Origin of the sequence: Aeromicrobium alkaliterrae (assembly GCF_039529015.1) — a bacterium.
GTDB lineage: Bacteria > Actinomycetota > Actinomycetes > Propionibacteriales > Nocardioidaceae > Aeromicrobium > Aeromicrobium alkaliterrae.
This window is the reverse complement of the sequence record NZ_BAAAME010000002.1, coordinates 212818-238745: the sequence shown is the minus strand read 5'-3', so window position 1 is coordinate 238745 and position 25928 is coordinate 212818. Positions and strand designations below refer to the sequence as shown.

Annotated in this window: 24 protein-coding genes and 3 pseudogenes; 6 read left to right on the top strand and 21 right to left on the bottom strand. The window is 71.1% G+C overall.

The genetic code is table 11. From position 1 onward, the window contains the following. Positions 1-102: 102 nt before the first annotated feature. The gene (locus ABD127_RS02160; RefSeq protein ID WP_344197238.1) at positions 103-552 is read left to right on the top strand and encodes a flavodoxin family protein; all 450 of its coding nucleotides are present in this window, start codon (positions 103-105) and stop codon (positions 550-552) included. A gap of 130 nt (positions 553-682) precedes the next feature. Here ABD127_RS02160 and ABD127_RS02155 read toward each other — a convergent pair whose 3' ends face one another. Then, positions 683-1621 carry an NAD(P)/FAD-dependent oxidoreductase gene (locus tag ABD127_RS02155; RefSeq protein WP_344197236.1) on the bottom strand — a complete coding sequence of 313 codons (939 nt, stop codon included), beginning with the start codon at positions 1619-1621 and terminating at the stop codon, positions 683-685. A 56-nt stretch (positions 1622-1677) separates the two neighbouring features. Here ABD127_RS02155 and ABD127_RS02150 point away from each other — a divergent pair, with 56 nt between their 5' ends. Beyond that, the gene (locus tag ABD127_RS02150) at positions 1678-2070 is read left to right on the top strand and encodes a MerR family transcriptional regulator (RefSeq protein WP_344197234.1); all 393 of its coding nucleotides are present in this window, start codon (positions 1678-1680) and stop codon (positions 2068-2070) included. Between the two features lie 3 nt (positions 2071-2073). Here ABD127_RS02150 and ABD127_RS02145 read toward each other — a convergent pair whose 3' ends face one another. The 14 genes and pseudogenes from ABD127_RS02145 to hrcA form a co-directional block, all read right to left on the bottom strand. Beyond that, a complete protein-coding gene (locus ABD127_RS02145; RefSeq protein WP_344197232.1) occupies positions 2074-4287 on the bottom strand; it encodes a transglutaminase TgpA family protein in 2214 nt (737 codons plus the stop codon). After that, a complete protein-coding gene (locus ABD127_RS02140; RefSeq protein ID WP_344197230.1) occupies positions 4274-5467 on the bottom strand; it encodes a DUF58 domain-containing protein in 1194 nt (397 codons plus the stop codon). The genes ABD127_RS02145 and ABD127_RS02140 overlap by 14 nt, the downstream gene beginning before the upstream one ends. Further along, a complete protein-coding gene (locus tag ABD127_RS02135; protein WP_344197228.1) occupies positions 5467-6390 on the bottom strand; it encodes an AAA family ATPase in 924 nt (307 codons plus the stop codon). The genes ABD127_RS02140 and ABD127_RS02135 overlap by 1 nt, the downstream gene beginning before the upstream one ends. 73 nt (positions 6391-6463) lie before the next feature. Then, positions 6464-7483: a PHP domain-containing protein gene (locus ABD127_RS02130; protein WP_344197226.1), complete on the bottom strand. Its 1020-nt coding sequence runs from the start codon at positions 7481-7483 to the stop codon at positions 6464-6466. A 37-nt stretch (positions 7484-7520) separates the two neighbouring features. Continuing rightward, on the bottom strand, positions 7521-8483 hold the full coding sequence (era, locus tag ABD127_RS02125; RefSeq protein ID WP_344197224.1) for a GTPase Era: 963 nt from the start codon (positions 8481-8483) through the stop codon (positions 7521-7523). 1 nt (position 8484) lies between these two features. Then, the gene (locus ABD127_RS02120; RefSeq protein ID WP_344197222.1) at positions 8485-8823 is read right to left on the bottom strand and encodes a cytidine deaminase; all 339 of its coding nucleotides are present in this window, start codon (positions 8821-8823) and stop codon (positions 8485-8487) included. Beyond that, positions 8820-10121 carry a hemolysin family protein gene (locus tag ABD127_RS02115; protein ID WP_344197220.1) on the bottom strand — a complete coding sequence of 434 codons (1302 nt, stop codon included), beginning with the start codon at positions 10119-10121 and terminating at the stop codon, positions 8820-8822. Before ABD127_RS02115 ends, ABD127_RS02120 begins: the two co-directional genes overlap by 4 nt. After that, on the bottom strand, positions 10121-10597 hold the full coding sequence (ybeY, locus tag ABD127_RS02110) for an rRNA maturation RNase YbeY (RefSeq protein WP_344197218.1): 477 nt from the start codon (positions 10595-10597) through the stop codon (positions 10121-10123). The genes ABD127_RS02115 and ybeY overlap by 1 nt, the downstream gene beginning before the upstream one ends. Continuing rightward, positions 10575-10898, bottom strand: a pseudogene (locus tag ABD127_RS02105) (PhoH family protein); the annotation flags it as partial. The pseudogene ABD127_RS02105 and the gene ybeY, both read right to left, overlap by 23 nt. Before the next feature lie 279 nt (positions 10899-11177). Continuing rightward, positions 11178-11645, bottom strand: a pseudogene (locus ABD127_RS02100) (LAGLIDADG family homing endonuclease); the annotation flags it as partial. A gap of 324 nt (positions 11646-11969) precedes the next feature. Then, a pseudogene (locus ABD127_RS02095) lies at positions 11970-12647 on the bottom strand (PhoH family protein); the annotation flags it as partial. 42 nt (positions 12648-12689) lie between these two features. Further along, positions 12690-13031, bottom strand: a complete 342-nt coding sequence (locus ABD127_RS02090; protein WP_344197216.1) for a histidine triad nucleotide-binding protein — start codon at positions 13029-13031, stop codon at positions 12690-12692. A 26-nt stretch (positions 13032-13057) separates the two neighbouring features. Then, positions 13058-14218, bottom strand: a complete 1161-nt coding sequence (gene dnaJ / locus ABD127_RS02085) for a molecular chaperone DnaJ (RefSeq protein WP_344197214.1) — start codon at positions 14216-14218, stop codon at positions 13058-13060. Positions 14219-14254: 36 nt separating this feature from the next. Further along, positions 14255-15268 carry a heat-inducible transcriptional repressor HrcA gene (gene hrcA, locus ABD127_RS02080; RefSeq protein WP_344197212.1) on the bottom strand — a complete coding sequence of 338 codons (1014 nt, stop codon included), beginning with the start codon at positions 15266-15268 and terminating at the stop codon, positions 14255-14257. 73 nt (positions 15269-15341) lie between these two features. Between hrcA and ABD127_RS02075 the strand changes: the two genes are divergently transcribed. Together ABD127_RS02075 and ABD127_RS02070 are read left to right on the top strand one after the other, a co-directional pair. After that, on the top strand, positions 15342-15782 hold the full coding sequence (locus ABD127_RS02075; protein ID WP_344197210.1) for a hypothetical protein: 441 nt from the start codon (positions 15342-15344) through the stop codon (positions 15780-15782). Then, on the top strand, positions 15775-16602 hold the full coding sequence (locus ABD127_RS02070) for a DUF3097 domain-containing protein (protein WP_344197208.1): 828 nt from the start codon (positions 15775-15777) through the stop codon (positions 16600-16602). Before ABD127_RS02075 ends, ABD127_RS02070 begins: the two co-directional genes overlap by 8 nt. 88 nt (positions 16603-16690) lie before the next feature. Here the strand turns inward: ABD127_RS02070 and hemW are convergent, their stop codons facing one another. Next, positions 16691-17878 carry a radical SAM family heme chaperone HemW gene (gene hemW / locus ABD127_RS02065; RefSeq protein WP_344197206.1) on the bottom strand — a complete coding sequence of 396 codons (1188 nt, stop codon included), beginning with the start codon at positions 17876-17878 and terminating at the stop codon, positions 16691-16693. A gap of 50 nt (positions 17879-17928) precedes the next feature. On the opposite strand from hemW, the gene ABD127_RS02060 reads away from it, so the two are divergent. After that, the gene (locus tag ABD127_RS02060) at positions 17929-18384 is read left to right on the top strand and encodes a hypothetical protein (RefSeq protein WP_344197204.1); all 456 of its coding nucleotides are present in this window, start codon (positions 17929-17931) and stop codon (positions 18382-18384) included. 52 nt (positions 18385-18436) lie between these two features. Here the strand turns inward: ABD127_RS02060 and ABD127_RS02055 are convergent, their stop codons facing one another. The 3 genes from ABD127_RS02055 to lepA all read right to left on the bottom strand — a co-directional run bounded on the left by ABD127_RS02055 (position 18437) and on the right by lepA (position 23105). After that, positions 18437-20278: an AMP-dependent synthetase/ligase gene (locus tag ABD127_RS02055; protein ID WP_344197202.1), complete on the bottom strand. Its 1842-nt coding sequence runs from the start codon at positions 20276-20278 to the stop codon at positions 18437-18439. A 133-nt stretch (positions 20279-20411) separates the two neighbouring features. Beyond that, positions 20412-21152, bottom strand: coding sequence for a class I SAM-dependent methyltransferase (locus tag ABD127_RS02050; RefSeq protein WP_344197200.1), 741 nt, complete (start codon positions 21150-21152; stop codon positions 20412-20414). Positions 21153-21242: 90 nt separating this feature from the next. Beyond that, a complete protein-coding gene (gene lepA, locus ABD127_RS02045) occupies positions 21243-23105 on the bottom strand; it encodes a translation elongation factor 4 (RefSeq protein WP_344197198.1) in 1863 nt (620 codons plus the stop codon). A gap of 307 nt (positions 23106-23412) precedes the next feature. Here lepA and rpsT point away from each other — a divergent pair, with 307 nt between their 5' ends. Beyond that, a complete protein-coding gene (gene rpsT, locus ABD127_RS02040) occupies positions 23413-23673 on the top strand; it encodes a 30S ribosomal protein S20 (protein ID WP_344197196.1) in 261 nt (86 codons plus the stop codon). A 127-nt stretch (positions 23674-23800) separates the two neighbouring features. Here rpsT and ABD127_RS02035 read toward each other — a convergent pair whose 3' ends face one another. Further along, the gene (locus ABD127_RS02035) at positions 23801-24937 is read right to left on the bottom strand and encodes a DUF418 domain-containing protein (RefSeq protein ID WP_344197194.1); all 1137 of its coding nucleotides are present in this window, start codon (positions 24935-24937) and stop codon (positions 23801-23803) included. 7 nt (positions 24938-24944) lie between these two features. Then, positions 24945-25928 (bottom strand): DNA polymerase III subunit delta, encoded by a 984-nt coding sequence (holA, locus tag ABD127_RS02030; RefSeq protein WP_344197192.1) that lies wholly within the window; start codon positions 25926-25928, stop codon positions 24945-24947.

Below are 25928 nucleotides of genomic sequence, written 5' to 3'. Positions count from 1 at the left end.
CCGGGCGGGCGGTGAGATAGGCGCCAAATCGTGGCCCTGAATGGCGCCTAGCTCACCGCTCGGCGTCGCACGGAGCGCGGTCCACCCCGTAGCGTTTCCGGCATGCCTCGCCTGCTCGTGGTCCAGCACACGCCGACCGACCGTCTGGTCTCGATCGCGGACGCGGTGCTCGGGGGCGCGCGGCACCCGGACCTGGAGGGCGTCGAGGTGCAGGTGCTGCCCGCGCTCGAGGCCGGGATCGACGACGTGCTGGCGGCCGATGGGTACCTGCTCGGGACGCCGGCCAACTTCGGATACATCTCGGGCGCGCTGAAGCACTTCTTCGACACGGTCTACGACCACGTGCGCGACGAGACCGCCAAGCGCCCGTTCTCGTACTGGATCCATGGCGGCTACGACACGACGGGCGCCGAGCGCGCGATGGAACAGATCACGACGGGCCTGGGCTGGAACCTCGTCGCCGAGCCGCTGGTGTTCACCGGCGAGCCGAGCGAGGCGCACCTCGAGGCCGCCCTCGAGCTCGGCGGCACCGTCGCCGCCACCCTCACCTGACCCCCGGGCGGTGAGTCAGGGACGTGTCCGACACACCAGCGGTGAGTCAGGGACGTGTTGGGGCCTCTGACACGTCCCTAACTCACCGCTCAGGGGGTGGACAGGTCCCTCACTCACCGCCCACCGGGGGTCAGGGGGTCAGGGCGGGGCGCTCGGCGGCCATGAGATCGGCGACGCAGGCGCCGCCCGCGGTCAGGCCCGCGCCGATCGCGGTGCCCACCGAGGCCATCGCCATCGGCAGGTCGCGGTGGTGGGCCGCGTCGCCCGCGGCGTAGACCCCCGCGACGCTCGTCCGGCCGAAGCCGTCGAGCAGGATCCCGCCCGTCGGCGACACCTCCACGCCGAGCTGCTCGGCGAACGGCGCGGCCTGGTGCACCGTGGGCGCGACGAACACGCCACCGAGCGCGAGGGCTTCTCCCCCGGCGAGGTGCACGACCACGCCGTCGCCGTTCTCCTCGACCCGCTCGACGACCTCAGGCCGCACGGTCGCCCCGTAGGCGGCGGCCAGCGCAGCCGTCTCCGCGTCCAGCTCGGTGCCGTGCGAGAACAGCGTGAACGACTCCGCGATCCGTCCGAAGAACCCCGCCAGGTGCAGGAGCCGGGCCGGGTCCGTGCCGATGGCGCCGGTCGCCCGTCCCGTCAGCTCGTGGCCGTGGCAGAACGGGCAGTGGGCGACGCCGCGCCCCCACAGCTCGGCCACGCCGGGCACCGCCGGCAGCTCGTCGCGCACCCCGGTCGCCAGCACGACGTGACGCGCGCGGCGGGTCGAGCCGTCCTCGAACGTCGCGGTGAAGTCGCCGGCCGCGCCGGCCAGCGACGCGACCCGCGCCGAGAGCGACGTGACGGTGTCGTAGGCCGCGATGTCGCGACGCGCAGCGGCGCGCAGGTCGGCCGGGTCCTGTCCCTCGTGGGTGATGAGGTTGTGCATGTGGCGCTCGGGGGCGTTGCGGTACACGCCGGAGTCGACGTGCAGCACGGTGCGGTGGACGCGAGCCAGCGTCAGGGTGGCCTGCAGCCCGGCGGGGCCGCCGCCGATCACGAGGGCGTCGTAGAGGTGGTCGTCGTGCATGGGTTCTCCTGGGTCTGGGACTTGCCGTCCAGACCATCGTGTGACTTCATGTTGACATGAAGTCAAGCGAGACCTGGACCGTCGGCGAGACCGCCGCGAAGTTCGACCTCCCGACCCACGTCCTGCGCCACTGGGAGGACGTCGGTCTCGTGCTCCCGGCCCGCGACGGCGGTGGCCGGCGGCGCTACGACCAGCACGACGTCGTGCGCATCGCCGTGATCGTGCGCAACAAGGCCGCCGGCATGACCCTCGACCAGATCCGCGTGCTGCTGGACGAGGAATCGCCGCACCGCCACCAGGTCCTGCTCGACCACGTCGCCGACCTCGACCGGCGGATGGAGGAGATGCGCCGCTCCCGCGAGATGACGATGCACGCCTTCGAGTGCGAGCAGCACGACATCACGCGCTGCCCGTCGTTCGCCGGCTTCGTGGCCGACCTGGTGGCCTGACGCTCAGCGGTACAGCGAGCGCGGCAGCAGGCGGGCGCGACGGCGACGACCGGGCGGGGCCGTCGCGAGCAGCGAGGCGACCACGGTCGACGCGTCCGCACGCAGGTCGTCCACGACCGCGGTCCGGATCCGCGGCCCGTACCGGCTCTCCTCGACCGCCAGGCACAGGCGCTCCACCGCCGCCATCGTGTCCTTGCCGACGTGGTCGAACAGCGTGACCGCGTGGTCGCGCACGGTCGTCGTCGCGTCGACCGGGATGCCGAGGTCGATCGCGGTGGAGACGACCTCGCGCCAGCGGTCGTCGAGCATCGCTGACGCTCGCAGGCGCCGACGACGCAGGGCCACCCGAGCCAGGGCCGGCGCGGCCAGCACGAGCAGGACGGGGAGCGCCAGCCACCCGAGTCGGTTGCTGGTCTCGGTCTGCTGAGGTGCAGCGACGTCGCTCAGGTTCTCCTCCCGCTCCGGTGCCGGCACGGAGGCGGTCGGCTCCGGCGCAGCCGTCGTCACCTCGGGAGCCGGCTCGGTCGGCGCCGCGTCGGGGCCGGAGGCCGGGGTGCCGTCGGAGATGCCCGGTGTCGGCTCGAACTCCATCCACCCGACCCCGTCGACGTAGATCTGCGGCCACGCGTGCAGGTCGTTGCTCATGACCCGGTAGCGCTCCTGGTCACCGTCGTCGTCGGGTCCGGGGCGCATGAGCTGGCCGGGCGCGTAGCCGACCATGATCCGTGCGGGAATCCCGAGCGACCGCGCCATCGCCGCCATCGCCGACGCGTAGTGCACGCAGTACCCGCTCCGCTCGGCGAGGAACCGCTCGAGCACCTCGATGCCCGTGCCGTCGTAGTCGCCGTCGACCGGCGCGGTCTCGGAGTACTCGAAGGCTCCGGACCGGAAGAAGTCCTGCAGCGCCTGGGCCTTCGCGTACGCGCCGACAGCTCCGGCGGTCACCTGCTCGGCCGTGTCGCTCACGACCGACGGCAGCGCGGCCGGCAGCTCGAGGTACGGGTCGAGCGACGACGGCAGGTCGTCCTCGCTCGCCTCGGCCAGCTGCGCCGCCGTCGGCCGCCGCTCGAGGTAGCGCACCGAGTACGACTGGTCACGGGTGTCGCTCGTCTCGGAGAAGTAGGTGCGCCCGCCGGCGAGCATCTCCCAGGGCCCCAGCAGTCGGTCGACGTCGACCGACGGATACGGCACCGGCAGGACGCTCGCCCGCAGCGAGCGGATGCGGACGTCGACGCTCTCGCGCGAGACCCGCACCTCCTCACCGATGTCGACGCGCCCCTCGTCCGGCAGGCCGCTGTCGTCCTCGACGGGCTCGAACGTGTCGCCGGTGAAGTCCGTCAGCATCGCGACCGAGAGGTACACGGGACCGCCCGAGGTCGTGTACTCCAGCGCCGTGGTGTTGCCGCCCCGCCGGAGGTCGTCACCGAGCGTCAGCATCGGGTTGATGCCCCGGTCGAACGGACCAGAGGCCTCGGCGTCCGCCACACCCGTCAGCGGCGTCGTGTCCGGCAGCACGGGCGCCAGCGCGAACGCCGCTACGACAGCCGCTAGACCGAAGGCGACCGCGATCGTGCTGACCGGCGACTGGGCACCCTGCTGCCGGTCGTCCACCGGCACGCGCACCGACCGGTGCAGCAGCACGAGCCACAGCCCGCCGGCCACCGTCAGCACGGCGAACGAGGGCACGTCCTCGGTGATCGCAGCCGGCACGAGGTAAGCGCCGGCCATGATGCCGCCGATCAGCAGGACTCCCCCGCGTCGTCCCAGCAGGAGCACGGCGACCAGGGCGACGAGCCCGAACCCGCCGACCAGCACGATGGCGATCGGCTCCACGGCCTCGACGGGCGGCGGCTCCGCGGCGATGATCGTGCCGGCCCGGTCCAGCAATGCGGAGATCTCGCGCACCGTGGAAGGCGTCGGCACGACCCCGAGCGCCAGGGTGCCCGGCACGAAGGCCCACAGCACGACGAACGAGGCGAGCGCGAGCCCGGCGACCGGCGCCAGGCGGACGCTGAACGCTCGCAGGACACCGGTGGTGACCAGGACGCACGCCATCACGACGACGGTCGTGGTCCACCACCACGGCCCGTCGAGCACGGGCGAGAAGCCTCCGACCAGCACCGCGAGGGCGAGCAGCAGCACGGCGTGGTCGAGCAGCGAGGCCTCGTGACGCCGGGGTCGCGTGCGCGGTCGACGCGCCGGTTCACCCCGCAGCACGGTCGCCTCCCGACCCGGACGCCGAGCCCAGCTCCTTCCACCGGGTGCCGACGTCGTCGACCTCGTCCCAGGCGACCACGCGCCAGCCCGCCGAGCGAAGCAGTCCGATCGCCGCCTCACCGCTCTCGGCGGCCACGAGGCCGGCCACACGCGGCGTCTGGTGCAGCACCGACGCCCACTCCTGCGCCCGCTGCACGCTGACGACGCCGAGGACCACGACGACCGACCGCGTGTCGTGGTCCGCGAGCACGTCCTCACGGTCGTCGTGAGTCAGCTCGGCGAGGTCGACGAGCACGGGGCGCAGCGCCTCCTGGCCGCCGACGACGGTGCGGCTCTCGTGCCCGGGCACCACGGTCGTGACGGCGTAACCACGCTCGACGAGGTGGCTCATCACGGAGGCTGCCGCGGTCAGCGCCCACTCGGTGGGGCCCGCCGAGGTCCCCGGATCGACGGCGACCGCGACCCGGTCGGCCGTCGCCGGCGCGTCCTGACGGACCATGAGCTCGCCGCGACGAGCCGTGCTGCGCCAGTCGATGCGCTTCGGGGCGTCGCCCGGCTGGTACTCGCGGGGCACGACGTCGTCCTCGGTCTCCCCACGACGCCCGGCTGTCCTGCGCGAGTCACGGTCCGCGCCCATCCCCCGCAGGACGGCAGCTCGTTCCAGGCGCACCCGACGCGGCAGCACGACCATCGTGACGTCGTCGGAGTACCGGCGACGGCGCACGACCACGCCGAACGGGTCCCGCACCTCGACGACCAGGATCCCGAGCGGATGTCGGCCCCGGGCGACCCCGCTCAACCTGACGTCGACCTCGACCGATGACGCCGTGGCCCACCGCGGGTCCAGCCTCGCGACCGTTCCGCTCTGCACACCTCCCAGGCCGTCCGGCAGTGGCGCCCGCCAGGTCAGGTCGTGGGCCTGCACTCGCGACCTGTTGCTCAGGCGCACCCGCGCGGTGGTCGACGCTCCGTGGTCGAGCACGCGGGAGGTCGCCTGGCGCTCGATCCCCAGACGACGCGGCACGAGGAGCGCAGCGGTGACGCCCAGCACGACCAGTCCCAGCAGGAGTCCCGAGACCGGGCGCAGCGCGTCCAGCTCGTATCGTCCGGCGGCGAGCAGCGCCACGACTCCCCCGACCAGCAGGACGGTGCCGCGGAGCGTGAGCCGGATCGGGAGCATCAGGGCTGGTGCCGGGCGCCGGACGGCACGGGCGTGGCCTCCAGGACCCGCGCCACCGCGTCCTCCCCAGAGCCGCGGTGCGTCGCGATGCGGTGGGCCAGCACGGGTCCCGAGAGGGCGACGAGGTCGTCCGGCAGCACGAACTCCCGTCCGTGGACGTAGGCCCGGGATTTCGCCGCGCGCAGCAGGTGCAGCGCCGCACGCGGGCTGGCGCCGAGCCGGACGTCGGGATCGGTGCGGGTGGCCCGCACGAGGGAGACGCCGTACTGCTCGACGGCGGGCGAGGCGTGCACGGCCCGCGCCGACGCGATCATCGCGCGCATGCCCTCCACGGACGTCACCGGCGCGATCGCGTCGAGCGGGTCGCCCCCATCACGGTCGCGCAGCATCGAGAGCTCGGCGCCCTCGTCGGGGTATCCCATCGAGATGCGCGCCATGAAGCGGTCGAGCTGTGCCTCGGGCAGCGGGAAGGTGCCCTCCATCTCGACCGGGTTCTGCGTCGCGATGACGGCGAACGGCGTGGCGAGCTGGTGGGTCGTCCCGTCGACCGTGACGTGGCGCTCCTCCATCGACTCCAGCAGGGCCGACTGCGTCTTCGGCGACGCCCGGTTGATCTCGTCACCGATCACGACGTTCGCGAAGACCGCGCCCGGCTTGAAGACGAACTCACCCGACTGCTGCTCGTACACCGCGACGCCCGTGACGTCGGACGGCAGCAGGTCCGGGGTGAACTGGATGCGGCTCACGGAGCACCCCAGGGTGCGGGCCATCGCCTTGGCGAGCACGGTCTTGCCCACGCCGGGCACGTCCTCGATCAGGAGGTGACCCTCGGCCAGGAGCACCACGAGGGCGGTCTCGACTGCTGCGGACTTCCCGTCGATCACGCGCTCGACCTGCTCGACGATGCTGCTGACCTGACTCATGCGCGCCTCTCACCCGTAAGGACTCCATGATGGCCCTACGAGGTCAACGCTGCCGATCGAATCGAGGTTCCCGTCACCGGCGGGCGTGGGTCCAGTCGAGCAGGCGGTCCACCGGCCAGGTCGTCACGATCCGCTCCAGCGGCACGTCGAGACCGGCCACGCGGGCGCACCCGTGGTCGAGGAAGTCGAGCTGTCCGGGAGCGTGCGCGTCGGAGTCGATCGAGATCAAGCAGCCGAGGTCGAGCGCGAGGCGCAGGAGGTCGTCCGGCGGGTCCGCCCGCTCCGGGCGCGCGTTGACCTCGACCGCGACACCCTGCTCGGCGCACGCCGTGAAGACCGCCTTCGCGTCGAACTGGCTGGGCGGCCGCGTGCCCCGCGCACCCTCGACGAGCCGACCCGTGCAGTGGCCCAGGACGTTCGTGTGGGGGTCGTCGATCGCGCCGAGCATGCGACGCGTCATCGTGCGGCGGTCGGACCGCAGCTTGGAGTGGACGCTGGCCACCACGACGTCCAGGCGTCCGAGCATCCGCGGGGTCTGGTCGAGCGTGCCGTCCTCGAGGATGTCGACCTCGATGCCGGCGAGCAGGCGGAAGTCGTCGAGCCCCGCGTCGACCTCGGCGACGACGTCCAGCTGCTCGGCCAGCCGGTGCGCCGACAGTCCGTTCGCGACCTTCAGCCGCGGCGAGTGGTCGGTCAGCGCGACGTACTCGTGCCCGAGCCAGCGCGCCGTTCGTGCCATGACGTCGATCGGCGACCCGCCGTCCGACCAGTCCGAGTGCACGTGCAGGTCGCCACGCAGCGCCTCACGGACGGTCTCCCCACCGGGGACGAGCGGCCCCTCGCCCTGCTCCCGCAGGTCGGCGAGGTACTCGGGCACGTCGCCGGCCAGGGCCTGCTCGACGACCGTCGCGGTCCGTTCGCCGATCCCCCGAACGTCGCGCAGCCGACCGCTCTCGACCAGGCTTCGCACGGTCTTCGCGCTGCGGCTCTCCAGGGTCCGCGCCACCGTGCGGAACGCCTCGACCCGATAGCCCGACGACCGACTGCGCTCGAGCCAGAAGCCGATCTCGTCGAGCGCCTCCACGGGGTCCATGGCCCCATCGTGACCCGAGCGGGCTGGCATCGCGCGGCTAGAAGCCCAGCTTGCGCAGCTGCTTGGGGTCGCGCTGCCAGTCCTTGGCCACCTTGACGTGCAGGTCGAGGTACACCGGGACGCCGAGGATCTTCTCGATCTGGCGCCGCGAGGTGGCCCCGATCTCGCGCAGGCGCACGCCCTGCTTGCCGATGATGATGCCCTTCTGGCTGTCGCGCTCGACGTAGACGTTGACGCGCACGTCGGTGAGCGGCTTGCCCTCGGGACGGTCCTCACGCGGCACGATCTCGTCGACGACGACGGCCAGCGAGTGCGGCAGCTCGTCGCGGACGCCCTCGAGCGCCGCCTCCCGGATGACCTCGGCCACGAGCGTCTCGGCGGGCTCGTCGGTGAGCTGGCCGTCGGGGTACAGGGGCGAGCCCTGCGGCAGCGTCGCGATCAGCAGGTCCCGCAACAGCTCGACCTGGCTGCCGTCGACCGCACTGACCGGCACGATGTCCTGCCAGCGCAGCCCGGCCTCCTCGCCCGCGGCGTGGATCGCCATCAGGTGCTGGGCGAGCCGGTCCGGCGAGACGAGGTCGGTCTTGGTGGCCACGGCCAGCACCGGCTTGCGGCGCAGACCGGCGAGCTCCTTGACGAGGTACTTGTCGCCCGGGCCGACCTTCTGGTCCGACGGGAAGCACATCGCGACGGTGTCGACGTCGGTCCAGGTCGCGCGCACGAGGTCGTTGAGCCGCTCACCCAGCGTGTTGCGCGGACGGTGCAGACCCGGGGTGTCGACCAGGACCAGCTGGGCGTCCGGCGTGTGCACGAGGCCGCGGATCGCGTGACGCGTGGTCTGCGGCTTCGACGAGGTGATCGCGATCTTGTCGCCCACGAGGGCGTTGGTGAGCGTGGACTTGCCGGCATTGGGGCGGCCCACGAAGCACGCGAAGCCGGAGCGGAAGCCCACGGCCTCCTCGGTCGGATCGGTCTCGGTGTCGGTGATGTCGTCGCCCATCTCAGGAGTGCTTGACGGCGTGCACCGTGCCGTCGGGGAACGCCGAGAACACGGGAGTGCCCTCGCCCGCGAGCTCGCGGAAGGCGTCGAGGTTGACGAGCCGGTCCTCCGGACCGACCACGGCACCGGCCTCCAGGCTCGTGGCGCCGGACGAGACCGCCATCGCGACCGCGAGGTCGAGAGCCTCGAGCTCGAGGGACTCCAGCCGGATCGTGGCCGCGGTGTAGGTGCGGCCGTCCTGGTCGCGCACGGCGGCACCCTGGACGGCGCTGGTGCGGGCCCGAGAGGCGCGCGCCAGGGTCACCAGCTTCGCGTCCTCGGCCTCAACTTCGATCGTCATGACGACGAGGCTACCGACTCGTCGTCGGGTGCGAGCCGCGTCACCCGGACGTGGCCGACCTTGTTGCGGCGACCGGTCGAGCCCTCGGCCACGATCCGGAGCCCGAGCGCCTCGGTGTGGGACCCCGGGAGGGGCACCTCGCCGAGGTGCTTGGCCAGGAGTCCGCCGACCGTGTCGACGTCCTCGTCCTCCAGGTCGTCGATGCCCGTGAGCTCGGCCAGGTCGTCGATGTCGAACCGAACGCTGACCCGCCAGGAGCCGTCGGACAGGACCTCGACCTCGTCGGGCTCGGAGTCGTACTCGTCAGTGATCTCGCCGACGATCTCCTCCAGGATGTCCTCGATCGTCACCAGACCCGCGGTGCCGCCGAACTCGTCGACGACGATCGCGATGTGCGTGCGGCTGGCCTGCATCTCGCGCAGCAGGTCGTCGCACGGCTTGGTGTCGGGCACGAACAGGCACGGCCGCATGATCGTGGCGACGCGCTCGATCTGCTCGGCCGTGTGGTTGTCGAAGACGCGCTTCGTGACGTCCTTCAGGTACGCGATGCCGACGACGTCGTCGAGGTTCTCGTCGACGACCGGCAGCCGCGAGTAGCCGCTCTCGAGCGACAGCGACATCGCCTTGCGCAGGGTCTTGGTGTGCTCGACCGCCACGACGTCGGTGCGGGGCACCATGACCTCGCGCACGATCGTGTCGCCCAGCTCGAAGACCGAGTGGATCATCTTGGACTCGTCGGACTCGATGACCGACGAGGCCGCCGCCAGGTCGACCAGCTCGCGCACCTCGACCTCCGAGGCGAACGGTCCGTCACTGAAACCGCGCCCCGGCGTGAGCGCGTTGCCCACCAGGATCAGGAGCTTGGGGATCGGGCCGAGCACCCACTCCAGCGCCATGACGGGCCAGGCCGACCAGACCGCGATCGCCTCCGCGCGCTGGCGCCCGAGGGTGCGGGGTCCGACACCGATGAAGACGAAGCTCACGACCCCCATCACGAGCGTGGCCACGACGAACTGCTGCCAGAGACCGTCGATCTCGCCCGCGACGAAGATCGCCGCGAGGACGACCGACGCGGTCTCGGCCAGCACGCGCACCAGCGTGACGCTGTTGAGGTAGGGCGCCGGGTCGTCGAGGATGCGCATGAGGCGCGCAGCACCCGCCCGGCCCTCCTCGTCGAGCTCCTCGGCGCGAGCGCGCGAGAACGACGACACGGCCGCCTCGACGCTCGTGAGCAGGCCGGCGACGAAGGCCAGGACCAGGGCGACGATCGCTGGGGTCCAGCTGACCGGGTCGAGCATCAGGGGCCTTCGGGGTCGACGCCGAGCTCGGCGCGCTGCCACTCCAGCAGCAGCCGGCCCTGCAGCCCGAACATCTCGCGGTGCTCCTCGGGCTCGGCGTGGTCGTACCCGAGCAGGTGCAGGATGCCGTGCACCAGCAGGAGGTCGACCTCGTCGGACGTCGAGTGCCCCGCCGCAGGGGCCTGCTGCTCGGCGATCTGCGGACACAGCGCGATGTCGCCGAGGTAGCCCTCGGGGGCGTCCTCGTCGTCGCTGCCGGGCGTGAGCTCGTCCATCGGGAAGGACAGCACGTCGGTGGGGCCCGACTTGCCCATCCACTGCTCGTTGAGCGTCGCGATGGTGTCGGGCTCGACGAGCCGGACGGTGAGCTCGGTGGCCGGGTGGAGCCGCATGCGTCGCATGACGAAGCGGCAGAGGCGCGTCAGGGCGACGACGTCGACGCCCGTGCCGGACTCATCGAGGACGTCGACGTTCACGGATCTCCTGCTCCTCGGGGCCGTTCTCGAACTGGTCGTAGGCGGCGACGATGCGGCCGACGAGGCGGTGACGCACGACGTCCTGCGACGAGAGCTGCGAGAAGTGGATGTCGTCGACGTCGCCCAGGATGCCCTGGATGATCCGCAGACCGCTGCGCTGACCCGTCGGCAGGTCGACCTGCGTGACGTCGCCCGTGACCACGATCTTGGAGCCGAAGCCCAGACGCGTCAGGAACATCTTCATCTGCTCGGCGGTCGTGTTCTGCGCCTCGTCGAGGATGATGAACGCGTCGTTGAGGGTGTTGTGAGTGACGATGAAGTCGTCCGTGACATACAGCGAGTCCTGCGCGCCCACCGAGATGCAGACGGTCTCCGCGCGCCCGGCCGGCTCGATCGAGTCGATGAAGCGCATCGGACGCCCGACGCCCGTGGCGTCGTACTTCGCGGCCTTCCGCGTGAGCCGGAACGGCTCGACGCCTGCCGGCAGACGGATGTCGAGCACGTGCGCGTCGTGGACGTACCCGACCTCGCGCCCGTTGGCGTGCCCTGGAGCTCGGCCGACCGCGGAACGGGTCCTCGCGTAGGCCACGCCGCCGAGAGATCGGACCAGGTGGAGGACGTCGTCACGCAGCCGGTCGGACGTGGTCGTGTACTGGATGCGACACGTACGGCCTTGCTGGGTGACAGGTCCACCGTCGGTGTCGAGAAGCCCCTGGAGCACGGCCAGCCGGATGGCCCGCGAGTTGTGCAGGTACGAGATCGGGATGAACTTCGTCGAGGACGTCGTGTGGGCGAGTCCGAGCTGGCGGATCACCACGGTGACCGGGTTGGCAACCCTCAAGCCGCCGCGGCCACCCTCGGTGTGCCGAAGGGTGTAGTCGTAACGACCCAGGTGCTTCAGCTCGATACCGGGAAGGGCGACCTCCAGCGCTTCAGCAAGCTCCGGATCGGCCGTCGAGAATGACGGCGTCGTCGACGTGGTGATGCACCCGTCACCGAGGAGAAGCCCCAAGGCGTAGGGGTCGAGCGGGACGTCCTGCGCCTCCATCTCGACGGCATCCACCATCGGCAGCTCGTACCGGCGGGCATGGGCGCTGCGGAGGTTTCCGATCATCTCCGACGTCTGCAGGGTCCGGGACGTGCCCCGGCGACGGTCATCGCGGGTCCGGACCGTCCAGAGGTGCTCGCCACACGCGACGGTGGAGGCACCGTCCTGCGTGGTCACTCGGAAGACATCGCGCTCGCCCTGGGGGTAGACACCCAGGACTGGCGTCGGTCGCCCGTTGCTCCCCGTGACGAGGTCGCCGACCTTCAAAGCACCGATGCGGCGCCATCCCGTCGGCGTCATGACTGCCCGGTCCACGGGCTGGGCCCGGCCACGCATGTACGCCAGGGGCGCGACCTCGATGACGCCGGCCGTGAGCAGCTTCGGGATGGCCTCGGGATCCATCATGTCGTGCAGCGCGTCGTACAGCGGGCGCAGGTACGGGTCGATCTTCTCGCTCAGCGTGCCGGGCAGGTAGCCGAGCCGCTCCCCCGCCTCGACCGCCGGCCGGGTCAGGATGATGCGGCTGACCTGCTTGGACTGCAGCGCCTGGACGGCCTTGGCCATCGCGAGATAGGTCTTGCCGGTGCCGGCGGGGCCGATGCCGAAGACGATCGTGTGCTCGTCGATCGCGTCGACGTAGCGCTTCTGGTTGAGCGTCTTCGGACGGATCGTGCGGCCGCGGTTCGACAGGATGTTGAGGCTCAGCACGTCGGCCGGGCGCTCCTGCGTCTCGGTGCGGAGCATGCCGATGCTGCGCTCGACGGTCTCGCGGGTCATGCCCTGGCCGGTGCGGACGATCGTCGTGAGCTCGTCGAGGAGCCGCTCGACGAGGGCGACCTCGCCGGGCTCGCCGGTGACGCTGACGCGATTGCCGCGCACGTGGACGTCGGCGTCGAAGTCGCGCTCGATCAGGCGGAGGAACTCGTCGCCCGCCCCGAAGAGCGAGACGGCGTCGACGCTGGAGGGGACCGTGAAGGTGTGGGTGGGGTGCTCGTCAGTCATGGGTCCCTCCAGTCTACGACCAGAACCGCAGGCGTGGCGGCCTCAGCCGGGAGGCCAGGTCAGCGACCGGCCGGACAGCACGTGACCGTGGCAGTGGAACACCGTCTGGAAGGCGTCGGCACCGGTGTTGAACACCAGCCGGTACGAACCCGTGCCGAGCTCGTCGGCGATGCGGCGCGTGTGCGTGATCAGGTCGACCGTGGCCTCCGGGTCAGCGGCCGCCAGGCTCGCGACGTCGGGCTCGTGCCGCTTCGGGATCACCAGCACGTGGGTGGGAGCCTGCGGGTTGATGTCGCGGAACGCGATCGTGTGGTCGGTCTCGCCGACCACGTCGGCCGGGACGTCACCGGAGACGATCTTGCAGAACAGGCAGTCGTCAGTCATGGGTCCAGGCTCTCACTCGCCGGCCGTCACTCACCAGCGCCGGCGCGGAAGGCGTCCTTCATGCGGCCGAACACGCTACGGTGCGTCGCGCCGAGACGGGCCTCGGGGCGCTGCTCGTCACGGATCGTCGCGAGCCGGTGCAGCAGCTCGCGCTGCTCGTCGTCGAGCTTGCCGGGCGTCTCGACCACGACCGTGACCCGCAGGTCGCCCGCACCGATGCCGCGCAGCCGCGGCACCCCCTCACCGCGCACCACGACGACCTGACCGGACTGCGTGCCCGGCTCGATGTCGACCGTGACGCCCTCGGGGCCGTCGTGCTCCTCGAGATCGGCCTTGAGCGAGGGCAGGTCGAGCGTCGTGCCGAGCGCGGCAGCGGTCATGGGCAGCGTGACCTGGCACTCCAGGTGGTCGCCGCTGCGGGAGTAGACCGGGTGACGCCGCACCTGGATCTCGACGTAGAGGTCGCCGGCCGGGCCGCCGCCGGGGCCGATCTCACCCTCGCCCGAGAGCTGGATGCGCGTGCCGTGGTCGACGCCCGCCGGGATCGTGAGCGTCAGGTTGCGACGCGCGCGGACGCGCCCCTCACCCTCGCACTCGCGGCACGGGTCGGGGATGACCGAGCCGAAGCCCTGGCACGTGGGGCACGGACGGGCCGTGCGGATGTCGCCGAGCAGCGAGCGCTGGACGTGCTGGATCGCGCCCTGGCCGCGGCACGTGCCGCAGACCACCGGGGCGGAGTCCTCGTGGGCGCCGCTGCCGTCGCAGACCTCGCACACGACGGCCGTGTCGACCTTGAGCTCCTGCGTGACGCCGAAGGCCGCCTCGGCCAGCTCGACCTCGAGACGCAGCAGCGCGTCCTGGCCGCGCTGGATGCGCGAGCGCGGACCGCGCGGGCCGGACTGCCCGAAGAAGGCGTCCATGATGTCGTCGAAGCTGAACCCCTGGCCGAAGCCCGCGCCGCCACGCTGGCCGCCCGTCGGGTCGCCGCCGCGGTCGAAGACCTGGCGCTTCTGCGGGTCCGAGAGGATCTCGTAGGCCTGCGAGACCTCCTTGAACTTCTCGGAGGCGTCAGGGGCGTCGTTGACGTCGGGGTGGAACTGGCGCGCCAGGCGTCGGTACGCCTTCTTGATCTCCTCGGGGGTCGCAGAGCGATCGACGCCGAGGGTCGCGTAGTAGTCGGTGGCCATGAGGTGCTTTCGGGCTGGAGATTTCGTGAGGTCGGGTCAGGCGTCGTCGAGCATGCGGCCGACGTAGCGGGCGACAGCGGCGACAGCCGCGATGGTGCCGGGGTAGTCCATGCGGGCCGGACCCACGGTGCCGAGCGTCGCGCGGCTGCCGTCCCCACCGTAGGCAGAGGCCACCACCGCGTTGCCCGCGAGGGTGTCGAAACCGGTCTCGCCGCCGATGCGCACGGTCACCCCGCTGGAGGCCTCGCCCAGCAGCTTGAGCAGCACGACCTGCTCCTCGAGGGCCTCGAGGACCGGGCGCACGGTCGTGTCGAACTCGGCGCCGTAGCGGGCGAGGTTCGACGTGCCGCCCACCACGATGCGGGCATCGGAGCGCTCGTCGGAGAACGTCTGGGTCAGCGTCGCGACAACGGCGGCCACGAGCGGCTGGTCGACGGGCTCGAAGGTGTGGATCAGGTCGGCGACCTTCACCGCCGCCTTCGACAGGCGCTCCCCCAGGACCACGGGCACGAGGCGCGCGCGCAGGTCGGCGAGCAGCTGGTCGGTCAGGGGCGCGGGCAGCTGGATCGTGCGCTGCTCGACGCGGCCGGAGCTCGTGATGACGACGACCAGCGCACGGTCGCCGTCGAGGGAGACGACCTCCACGTGGCGCACCGTCGACCGGGTCAGGCTCGGGTACTGCACGACGGCGACCTGGCTCGTCAGCTGCGAGAGCACGCGCACGCTGCGCTGCACGATGTCGTCGACGTCGACCGACTCCGACAGGAACCGTTCGATCGCGCGACGCTCGGCCGGCGAGAGCGCCTTGACCGTCGCGAGGCGGTCGACGAACATCCGGTAGCCCTTGTCGGTCGGGATGCGACCGGCCGACGTGTGCGGCTGGGTGAGGTACCCCTCGTCCTCCAGCACCTTCATGTCGCCCCGGATCGTCGCCGGCGAGACGCCCAGGTGGTGGCGCTCCACGAGGGAACGGGAGCCCACGGGCTCCTGCGTGGCGACGTAGTCCTCGACGATGGCCCGGAGGACGTCGAGGCGGCGGTCGTCGGACATCCTGGCCTCCTGTCGGCGCGTCGCTGGCACTCTCGGTGCCTGTTTGCCAGTCTAGCCCGATGGGACAGCACCGATGAGGACCATCGTGCGCACCGACGACACGATCGTCGTCGAGGGCCACGACCGCAGCCTCACGTACCGACCCCGGCGCGTGACGCTCAGCGACGGCTCCTGGGTCGCGCACGAGTCCCGCGGCGGCTTCATGAGCTCGGTCTGGGCCGTCGACCTGGGCGACCGGTTCGTCGAGGTCGTGCACCTCGGCGGGGGCCCGCTCGGCGGCGAGCTCGTCGTGGTCGTGCCCGACGTCGACACGGTGCTGCTCGGCGATCTCGCGGTCGCTCCCGCGGACGGCGTCGTGCCCGCCAGCTGGCCGCCCGCGGTCGACCTGGCGATCGGTCTGACCCGACCCACCAGCACGATCTACTCCTCCGCCGGCCTCATCGCCCGGGAGGACCTCGAGGACCTGCACCAGCACCTGCTCGGCCTGCTGCACGCCGGAGGAACGCATGAGTGATCGATACGGACAGGACGTGCTGTCGGGCGACTGGCAGCGGCCGCCGAAGGGCCGGTCCGCCGACCTGCCGGTCGAGCTGGGCATCGTCGTCGAGGACGTCACGAGCGGCTTCGTCGGCGAGGTCGTGCAGGTCGACCCGCAGATGGGCATGGTCGTGCTGGAGGACCGCCGGCTCAAGCGCCGCAGCTTCCCGCTCGGACCTGGGTACTGGGTCGACGGCAAGCCCGTCACGCTCCGGCCGCCGGCCGTCGCTGCGGCGGGCCCGAAGCGCACGGCCTCCGGCTCGGTCGCCGGCCCCCGCGAGCGGGCCAAGGTCGCGCAGCCCAGCCGCATCTGGGTCGAGGGCCGTCACGACGCCGAGCTCGTCGAGAAGGTCTGGGGCGACGACCTGCGCCACGTGGGCGTCGCGGTCGAGTACCTCGGCGGCATCGACGACCTCAAGGCCGAGGTCGACTCCTTCGACCCCGGGCCGGGCCGACGCCTCGGCGTGCTGGTCGACCACCTCGTGACCGGCTCGAAGGAGTGGCGCATCGCGCAGACCCTCTCGAAGGAGCCGCACGTGCTCGTCGTCGGGCACCCCTATGTCGACGTCTGGCAGACCGTGAAGCCGCAGCGCCTCGGGCTGGACGCGTGGCCCGTGATCCCCCGCGGCATCGAGTGGAAGCACGGCATCTGCGAGGCGATGGGCTGGCCGCACGCCGAGCAGGCCGACATCGCCCGCGCCTGGAAGAAGATCCTCGGCAGCGTCGGCACCTGGACCGACCTGGAGCCGGTCTTCCTGGGGCGGGTCGAGGAGCTCATCGACTTCGTCACCGCCTAGCCCACCACCTCCCCTTCCGCCAGATGTGCGCAGTTGTTCGGCGATCAGAGCCCGAAGCTGCCGAACAAGTGCGCAGATCTGGTGGGCGTCATGTCAGTTCGCGGACGACGTGGTCGGCGAGGAGGCGGCCCTTGCGCGTCAGGACCAGCTTGTCGGCGACCGGTTGCAGGAGGCCATCGGCGATCAGGTGCTCGTGCGCTGGCAGGCCGTGCGGGTCGAGGCCCGTGCGCAGGCGGGTGCGGAGCATGACGTCCTCCATGCGGGCGGCGTCGGCGTCGATGTCCTCGCCGTCGGCCTCCGGCGACTGACCGGCGGCCAGGCGCTGCGCGTACGCCGCGGGGTGCTTGACGTTCCACCACCGGCGCCCTTCAGCACCAGCCCCGGTTCCTGAGCGCTCGCCAGAGGTGCGCAGGAACGAGTGCGCTCCAGGACCAACCCCCCACCACTCGCCGCCCGTCCAGTACAGGACGTTGTGGCGGCACTGCGACGCGTCGTCGCGCCCCCAGTTCGAGAGCTCGTACCAGCGAAGACCCGCCGCCTCGAGCATCTCGTCGGCCAGCAGGTACTTGTCGGCGGTCTCGTCGTCGTCGGGCATCACGACCTCCCCGCGCGACACCTTGCGGGCGAACGCCGTGCCGGCCTCGACGATCAGGGCATAGGCGCTGACGTGATCGGGCTCGAGGCTGATCGCGTGCTCCACGGTGCGCCGCCAGTCGTCCATCGACTCCCCCGGCGACCCGTAGATGAGGTCGACGCTGACCTGCTCGAACCCGGCCTCCCGCGCCCAGCGCACCGCCTCCGGCACGCGGGCGGGGTCGTGGGTCCGGTCGAGCACGCGCAGCACGTGCGGCACGGCCGACTGCACGCCGAAGGAGATGCGGGTGAACCCACCAGCCTTCAGGGTCGCCAGCATCGCGGGGTCGACGCTGTCGGGATTGGCCTCGGTCGTGACCTCCACGTCGGGCGCCAGTCCCCACGCCTCGTCGATCGCGTCCAGGATGCGCACGAGTTCGGTCGCTGCGAGCTGCGTCGGCGTCCCGCCACCGACGAAGACGGTCTCGACCGTGCGCGGACCCGTCCGCGCGGCGGCCCGATGGATCTCGGCGATCGCGGAGTCGGCGTACGACGCCCGCGTGGCCCCCTCACCCAGCTCGTCGGCGGTGTAGGTGTTGAAGTCGCAGTACCCGCACCGCACCGAGCAGAACGGGACGTGGACGTACACGCCGAAGGCGGGGCGCGAGGGCGGAGCCTCGCCGAAGGCGGGAAGGGATGACACCCGTCCAGCCTAGGCTGATGGCCCTCCGCCCCCGACATCCCAGGAGCGACATGGTCCGCTACGCCTACGACGTCCCGGGGTTCGAGGACAGGTCGCTCGAGGTCGAGGTGACCACGCTCGGCACGAAGCGACTCTTCCTGGACGGCGCACCGCCCCCGCGGCAGGGCAGCTTCACGTTGACCCGCACCGACGGCACCCAGGTCGAGGCGCGATTCACGGCGGTGAACCTAGGGCTCGACGTGCCGCAGCTGCTGGTCGAGGGGCGCACCTACGACGCTGTCGCGCCGCTGCCGGGATGGCACGTCGCGTGGGCGGCTGCCCCGGTGCTGCTGGTCTTCGTGAGCTGCCTGGTCGGGCTCGTGGTCGGCGTCCTCGTGGGCTTCGTGAACATCCAGATCCTTCGCCGTGTCGAACCGCCGTGGCGAGCCCTGCTCGTGACAGGGGCGATCAACGTTGTCGTGGTCGGCGGATGGCTCACGGTCGCCAGCATCCTCATGGACCTCTGACGAGACGAGGGGGACGGCAGCTGCCGTCCCCCTCGTTCCGTCGTGCGGAGCCTCAGGCGCCGGCGTAGAACCCGTCGAGGATGTCGCGGTACTTCTCCTCGACGACCTTGCGCTTGACCTTGAGGCTCGGCGTGAGCTCACCGGTCTCGATCGAGAGGTCGTTCTCGAGGATCTCCCACTTCTTGATCGTCTCCCAGCGGTTGAGCTTGGAGTTGAGCTCGTCGACGTAGCCGCTGATCAGCGCGTGGATCTCCGGGGACTTGACGACCTCGGTGTACGACTGGCCCGACTTGCCGTGGCTCTCGGCCCAGGCCGCGATCGCGTCGGGGTCGAGGGTGATGAGCGCCGAGCAGAAGTTGCGGTCGTTGCCGTGCACGATCATCTGGCTCGCGAGCGGGCAGACGCCCTTGAAGACGCCCTCGACGTGCGACGGTGCGACGTACTTGCCGCCCGAGGTCTTGAAGAGGTCCTTCTTGCGGTCGGTGATCTTGAGGAACCCGTCGGAGTCGAGCTCGCCGATGTCGCCCGTGGCGAGCCAGCCGTCGGCGTCGAGCGTCTCCTTCGTGGCGGTGTCGAGGTTGTGGTAGCCGTGCATGATGTGCGGGCCCTTGATCAGGACCTCACCGTCAGCGGCGATCTTGATCTCGACACCGGGGAACGGGATGCCGACCGAACCGAGCTTGAGGTGGTCGGGGTGGTTGACCGTCGAGCCCGCGGACGTCTCGGTCAGGCCGTAGCCCTCGAGGATGATGACGCCGGCCGAGTGGAACCACTCCGCGACGTCGGCCGACAGCGCGGCCGAGCCCGAGATGAAGAAGCGCACGCGGCCACCGAAGCGGTCGCGGACCTTGGAGAACACGAGCTTGTCGGCGATGCCGTGCTGGATCTTGAGACCCGCCGGGATCGACTGGCCCGCGCGGGTGCGGCGCGAGTGCTCGAGGCCGACCTTCTCGGCCCACCGGAAGAGCTTGAGCTTGACGCCGCCCTCCTCCTCCATCATGCCGACGACGCGGCCGTAGGCCTTCTCGAAGATGCGGGGCGCGGCGCCCATGAACGTGGGCTTCACGACGGCGAGGTTGTCGACGATCTTGGTGACGCGACCGTCGATCGCGGCGGCGAAGCCGATCTCGAGCTGGGTCATCTGAAGGACCTTGCCGAACGAGTGCGCCATCGGCAGCCAGCGGTACTCGAGGTCGTCGATCGACAGGATGCCGTTGGCGTGGATCGCCGCACCCTCGAACACCCAGCCGCTGTGGCTCAGGCGCACGCCCTTGGAGCGGCCGGTCGTGCCGGAGGTGTAGATCAGGGTCGCGAGGTCCTCGGGCTTGATCGCCGAGACGCGGTCCTCGACCACCGTCGGGTGGTCGCCCAGGTACGCCTCACCGACCTTCTCGAGGTCGGCCAGCGTGATGATCCAGTCGCCGTCGCTCTGACCGTCGAACGTGATGACCTTGGTGATGTCGGGGAGCTCGGACCGCTTCTCGCGGAGCTTCGCGATCTGCTCGTCGTCCTCGGCGAACACGATGACGCTGCCCGAGTCGGACAGGATGTACGCGACGTCGTCGGACACCGTGGACGGGTACACCGTGGTGGTGGCGCCACCGGCGGCGTTGATGGCGAGGTCGGCCAGGATCCACTCGACGCGCGTGCCGGAGGCGACCGCGGCGCGGGCCTCGAGCTCGAGGCCGAGGGAGACCAGGCCGGCGGCGAGCTTGTTGACGCGCTCGCCCACCTCGCCCCACGACAGGGAGTGCCAGCGCTCGTTGGCGTCCGGGTAGCGGAAGGCCTCACGGTTGGGCGTCTCGGCGACGCGGTTCAGGAAGAGACGACCGATGCTCGGGGCACGGTCGTCGATCAGCTTCTGCTGCTGCGGGGTCAGGACAAGGGGGCTCATGCGGGTCCTCACGGGGCGACGGGGGCGTGTGGTGCGGATCACCCTAACCTACCGCTCGGTCACGTCCGCGAAGGTTGCGTCCGGCACATACTCTCGGGATGGTCGGATGTCCGAGAATCGATGTTCCTGCAGGTCAGGACGGTACGCCGGTGATCCGCACGACGACCTGCTCGTTGTCGAAGGTGTAGGCCAGGTACTCGTAGGAGATGCCCGTGCGGGCGACCAGCTCGGCCCACGCCCTGAACTCTCCGTCCTGCCAGTTCTGGTGGTTGAGGTACTCGTCGAACGCGACGACCGAACCCACCACCAAGCGCGACACGACCGCGTCGAGCACCGTGACGGTTGCGCTGTACAGGTCGCAGTCGACGTGGAGCAGGTCGATCGGTCCGGGGTGCTCGGCCAGGAAGCGCGGCAACGTGTCCTCGAACAGGCCGACGACGAGCTCGGCACCGGGCACGTCGGGCAGCTCGGCGGCGGCGAAGGTGCCTGCTGGGAACCCCGGCCGCCAGTCCTCCGGAAGCCCGGTGAACACGTCGAAGCCGTACACCGTGCCCGGGCGGGCGTCGGCGATGAGACGCAACGTCGTGCCGGAGTAGACGCCCATCTCGAGCGCCAGGCCCGTGGTCGGAGCCTGGGAGATCGCGTGGCGCAGGGTGTCGTGGGGATGGCCGAAGGAGGCGGCACCGGCGAAGTGACGTCCGACGTACTCCGCACTCGAGAGCACGGCCGCACGCTCGGCCGCGGCGAACAGGTCGCGACGCTCACGCAGCTCGAGGCCCTCGATCTGGGCCCGGAGCCGGCGCACCTCGTGGCGCAGCTCTGCGTCGCGCTGTCGCACGGCGTCCTCGACGACGTGCACGATCTTCTCCCGCAACCGCGACCTCACCCGCTCCAGCACCGCACTCCCCCGTCATCACCCAGGGCGTGTGCCCGGGCTGGGGTCAGTATGGGACGGGGTTGGCCGTCAGGACGGTCCGTCGCCGGTCGAGAGCGCGGCGATGAACGCCTCCTGGGGGACCTCGACGCGGCCGACCATCTTCATCCGCTTCTTGCCCTCCTTCTGCTTCTCGAGCAGCTTGCGCTTGCGGCTGATGTCGCCGCCGTAGCACTTGGCGAGCACGTCCTTGCGGATCGCGCGGATGTTCTCGCGAGCGATGACCCGGGCGCCGATGGCAGCCTGGATCGGCACCTCGAACTGCTGGCGCGGGATGAGCTCCTTGAGCTTGCCCGCCAGCGCCACGCCGTACGCGTACGCGTTGTCGCGGTGCACGATCGCGCTGAACGCGTCGACGATCTCGCCCTGGAGGAGGATGTCGACCTTGACCAGGTCGGCGACCTGCTCGCCGGACAGCTCATAGTTGAGCGAGGCGTACCCCTTCGTGCGGCTCTTGAGCGCGTCGAAGAAGTCGAACATGATCTCGCCCATGGGCAGCGTGTAGCGGATCTCGACGCGGTCCTCGGAGAGGTAGTCCATCGCGACCAGCTGCCCGCGACGCGCCTGGCACAGCTCCATGATCGTGCCGATGTAGTCGCTCGGCGCGAGCACCGTGGCGGAGACGACGGGCTCGTAGACCTTCGCGATCTTGCCGGCGTTGGGGTACTCGCTCGGGTTCGTCACCGTGTGGACCGAGCCGTCCTCGAGCTCGATGCGGTAGACGACGTTCGGCGCCGTCGCGATGAGGTCGAGACCGAACTCGCGCTCGAGCCGCTCGCGGACGATCTCAAGGTGCAGCAGGCCGAGGAAGCCGATGCGGAAGCCGAAGCCGAGCGCGCCGGACGACTCGGGCTCGTAGACCAGCGCGGCATCGTTGAGCTGGAGCTTCTCGAGCGCCTCGCGCAGCGTGGCGAAGTCGTCGCCGTCGATCGGGTACAGGCCCGAGAACACCATCGGGTTGGGGTGCGCGTAGCCGCTCAACGGCTCCTGCGCGGGCTTGACGTTGGAGGTGACGGTGTCGCCCACGCGCGACTGCCGGACCTCCTTCACGCCCGTGATGAGGTAGCCGACCTCGCCGACGCCGAGGTGGTCGGCCTTGACGGGCTCGGGGCTGATGACGCCGACCTCGAGCATCTCGTGCACGGCACCGGTCGACATCATCTTGATCTTGTCGCGGTGGCTGAGCTTCCCGTCCATGACGCGCACGTACGTGATGACGCCGCGGTAGGTGTCGTAGACCGAGTCGAAGATCAGCGCGCGCGGCGGACCGTCGGCGTCGCCGACCGGGGCCGGGACCTCGTCGACGATGAGGTTCAGCAGCGCCTCGACGCCCTGGCCCGTCTTGGCCGAGACCCGCAGGACGTCGTCGGGGTCGCCGCCGATGATGCCGGCGATCTCCTCGGCGTACTTCTCGGGCTGTGCGCCCGGGAGGTCGATCTTGTTGAGCACGGGGATGATGTGGAGGTCGGCGTCCATCGCGAGGTAGAGGTTCGCGAGGGTCTGCGCCTCGATGCCCTGGGCCGCGTCGACCAGCAGGATCGCCCCCTCGCACGCCTCGAGCGAACGGCTGACCTCGTAGGTGAAGTCGACGTGGCCGGGCGTGTCGATCATGTTGAGCACGTAGGCCGTGCCGGCGTCGTCGCCGTCGGACTTCGTGAACGGCATGCGCACGGCCTGGCTCTTGATCGTGATGCCGCGCTCGCGCTCGATGTCCATCCGGTCGAGGTACTGCGCGCGAGCGGCGCGCTCGTCGACGACCCCGGTGATCTGGAGCATGCGGTCGGCCAGGGTCGACTTGCCGTGGTCGATGTGGGCGATGATGCAGAAGTTCCGCAGGAGCTCCGGGGGTGTGGAGCCGACCTGCGGGGCGGACGTGGCGGGGGGCGGGGTCATCAGGTGGTCACCAGGGGTAGGCGGGGCCGAGGTCGGCGGCGACGAGCGTCGCCGGGACCTGGGCCAGGATGGTGGGTGCGAGCTTCGTGCGTGTGCCCGCCGATCTGCGGAGACCACGGCACGTCGGTGAGAGTCTCCATGAGGGCCGATCGTAGTGACCCCGGTGGATTTGGGACGCACCGGCGGCCGGTGGTAGGGTGGGGGGTCGCGTGCTGAGCACGCCATCAGACTTTGCACCACCAGTCTTGCTCCACTCTGTCCCTCCCTGGGCTTTCCGGGGAATCCGTCGAAAGAACAGGTACGCCCCGTGGCGAACATCAAGTCGCAGATCAAGCGCAACCGTCAGAACGAGGCCGCGCGCGAGCGCAACAAGGCCGTCCGTTCCGCGCTCAAGACCGCGGTGCGCCGTTTCACCGAGGCTGCCGACGCCGGCAACTCCGACGAGGCCAAGACCCTCGCCGTCGAGGCCGGTCGCAAGCTCGACAAGGCCGCCACGAAGGGCGTCATCCACAAGAACCAGGCGGCCAACCGCAAGTCGGCCATCGCCAAGAAGGCCGCCTCGCTCTGAGCCAGCCTCACCCCAGCTTCACGTCACGACCCCGGCCACCGGCCGGGGTCGTTTCACGTCCGGGCCCGGTCCAGCGGGTGGGCGGTGCGTCAGCCACCGAATGCCCTCCTCCGCCAGGGCGGAAACGTCACCGCCCGCGGCGGAGGGGGACGGTGCTGGTGAAGCGGACGAACGCCTCCAGCGGGCCGCGCGGGGCGAGCGAGCGCCACAGCCACGCGAGCGCGACGAGCAGCACGACCTGCACCCACCACTCGCGGTAGTCGCCGCCGGTGAAGCTGATCTCGTGCTGGCGGTAGGCCCAGGTCAGCACCACGTGCATCGCGTACAGCGTGAGCGTCATGGAGCCGGCAGCACGCAGCGGCGCGACGACGCGGGTGGCGGTCGAGCTGCGGCACACCAGCAGGCACAGCCCGATGACCAGCACGGCCGACCCCGCTGCGCCGATCACGTTCAGCGGCGTCGAGGTGTGCTGCCCCGCGGCCCAGAACCAGGTCGGGTCGAGCACGTCGAGCTGCCTGGCGGGCCAGAAGAGCTGCTCGACGGCCGGCGGCTCGATGCGCTGGTCCTCGAACACGCCGAGGAACAACGCGGTCGCCGCGATCCAGAGCGCTGCCACGGTCGTGACCGCTCCCCCGACGACCAGCCGCCGCACCACGACGATGCTGCGCAGGTCGAGCCGCGCGACGGCCAGGCCCACCAGCACGTACCCGAACCAGACGATCGCCGGGTAGGCGCCCCAGACGAACAACGAGACGGGCAGCTCACCCAGGCCTCCGCCGAAGGAGGGCTGGATGTTGTCGTTGATCTGCCGGTCGACCAGGTGACGCACCGCGAACAGCACGACGGGCGACAGCACGCACCACGTGACGGCGAGCACCACGAGGGCTCGGGTCGACAGACCGCGGACCAGCACGGTCGCGGCGATGAGCACGGCGTAACAGGGAAGGATCACCGCGATCGTCAGGTCGGGCAGTGCGGCGAGGCCGAGACCGAGCACCAGCAGCACCGCGCCTCGACGCAGCACGGCGAGGCGGGAACCGACACCGTCGGGGTCGAGCCGGGTCATCAGCCCGACGCTGAGACCCGCGAGCACGGCGAACAGCGGTGCCGCGCGCCCCGAGGCCAGCCACTCCGACACCGGCGGCCAGTCGTACCCCGTCCACGCCGGTCCGAGGTGCGCCAGCATCATGCCCAGCAGGGCGACCGCCCGTGCCAGGTCGATGCCGTCGAGACGGCCGGAGCCTGGGCGGCGCAGGCCGCTCACGGCCGGGTCATCCTCGGCTCGGTCGTCGGCGCAGCGCGGCGACCCGCAGGACCATGCGCTCGGTGGCGTACTCGGGGTCGGCGGTGGCGCCCTTGACGTCGAGATCGGCCTGCGCGACGGCGGCGAGCGCTCCCTGCAGCCCGGCCGGGTCCCACTGCTGGAGCTGGCGGCGCATGCCCTGGATCTTGAAGGGCGGCGCGCCGACGTGCTTGGCCAGGTCGGCATCGCGAAGGCCCTGCGGAGCCGTGGCGAGCCGCACGAGCTGCCGGACCCCCGAGGCGACCGCCGAGACGACGACGACCGGTGACGTGCGCGCCGCGAACGCCCAGCGCAGACGCTCGACGGCGATGTCGAGCCGCCCGTCGAGCACGGCGTCGGCGATCTCGTAGCCGCGCACCTCGGCACGCCCGCCGAAGTACCGGCGGACGACCTCGACCGAGACCTCGTCGCCCTCGGGCACCGAGGCCACGAGCTGGTCGGCCGCGCCGGCCAGCGCCCGCAGGTCCAGACCGACGGCCGTGACGAGCGTGCTGGCGGCCTCGTCGGACATCGCGGTGCCCAGACGCCGCACCTCGGCCCGCACCCAGGCGGCGTGGTCGCGCTCGTACTTCGGCGCCTCCTGCTTGGCCTCGGAGACGGCGGAGAGCTTGCGGAGCTTGTCGAGCACCCCGCGCCCCTTCTGGCCGCCGCCGTGCACCAGCACGAGGGCGACCTCGGCGGCCGGCTCGGCGGCGTAGGCGAGCAGCTCGGCCTGCACGTCCTCGTTCAGGTCCTGGAGGTCGTGGACGACGACCGCGCTGGCGGTGCTGAACAGCGAGGGGCTCGTGAGGGTCAGGAGCTCACCGGGGACGAGCTGGCCGGCGATGCACTCGGAGACCTCGCACTCGGGCTGCTCGGCCAGCACGGCAGAGACGGCCCGCCGACGGGTGCGGTCGGCGAGGAACTCCGATCCACCCGTGATGAGCAGGATCCTGCCGAAGACCGAGGGCAC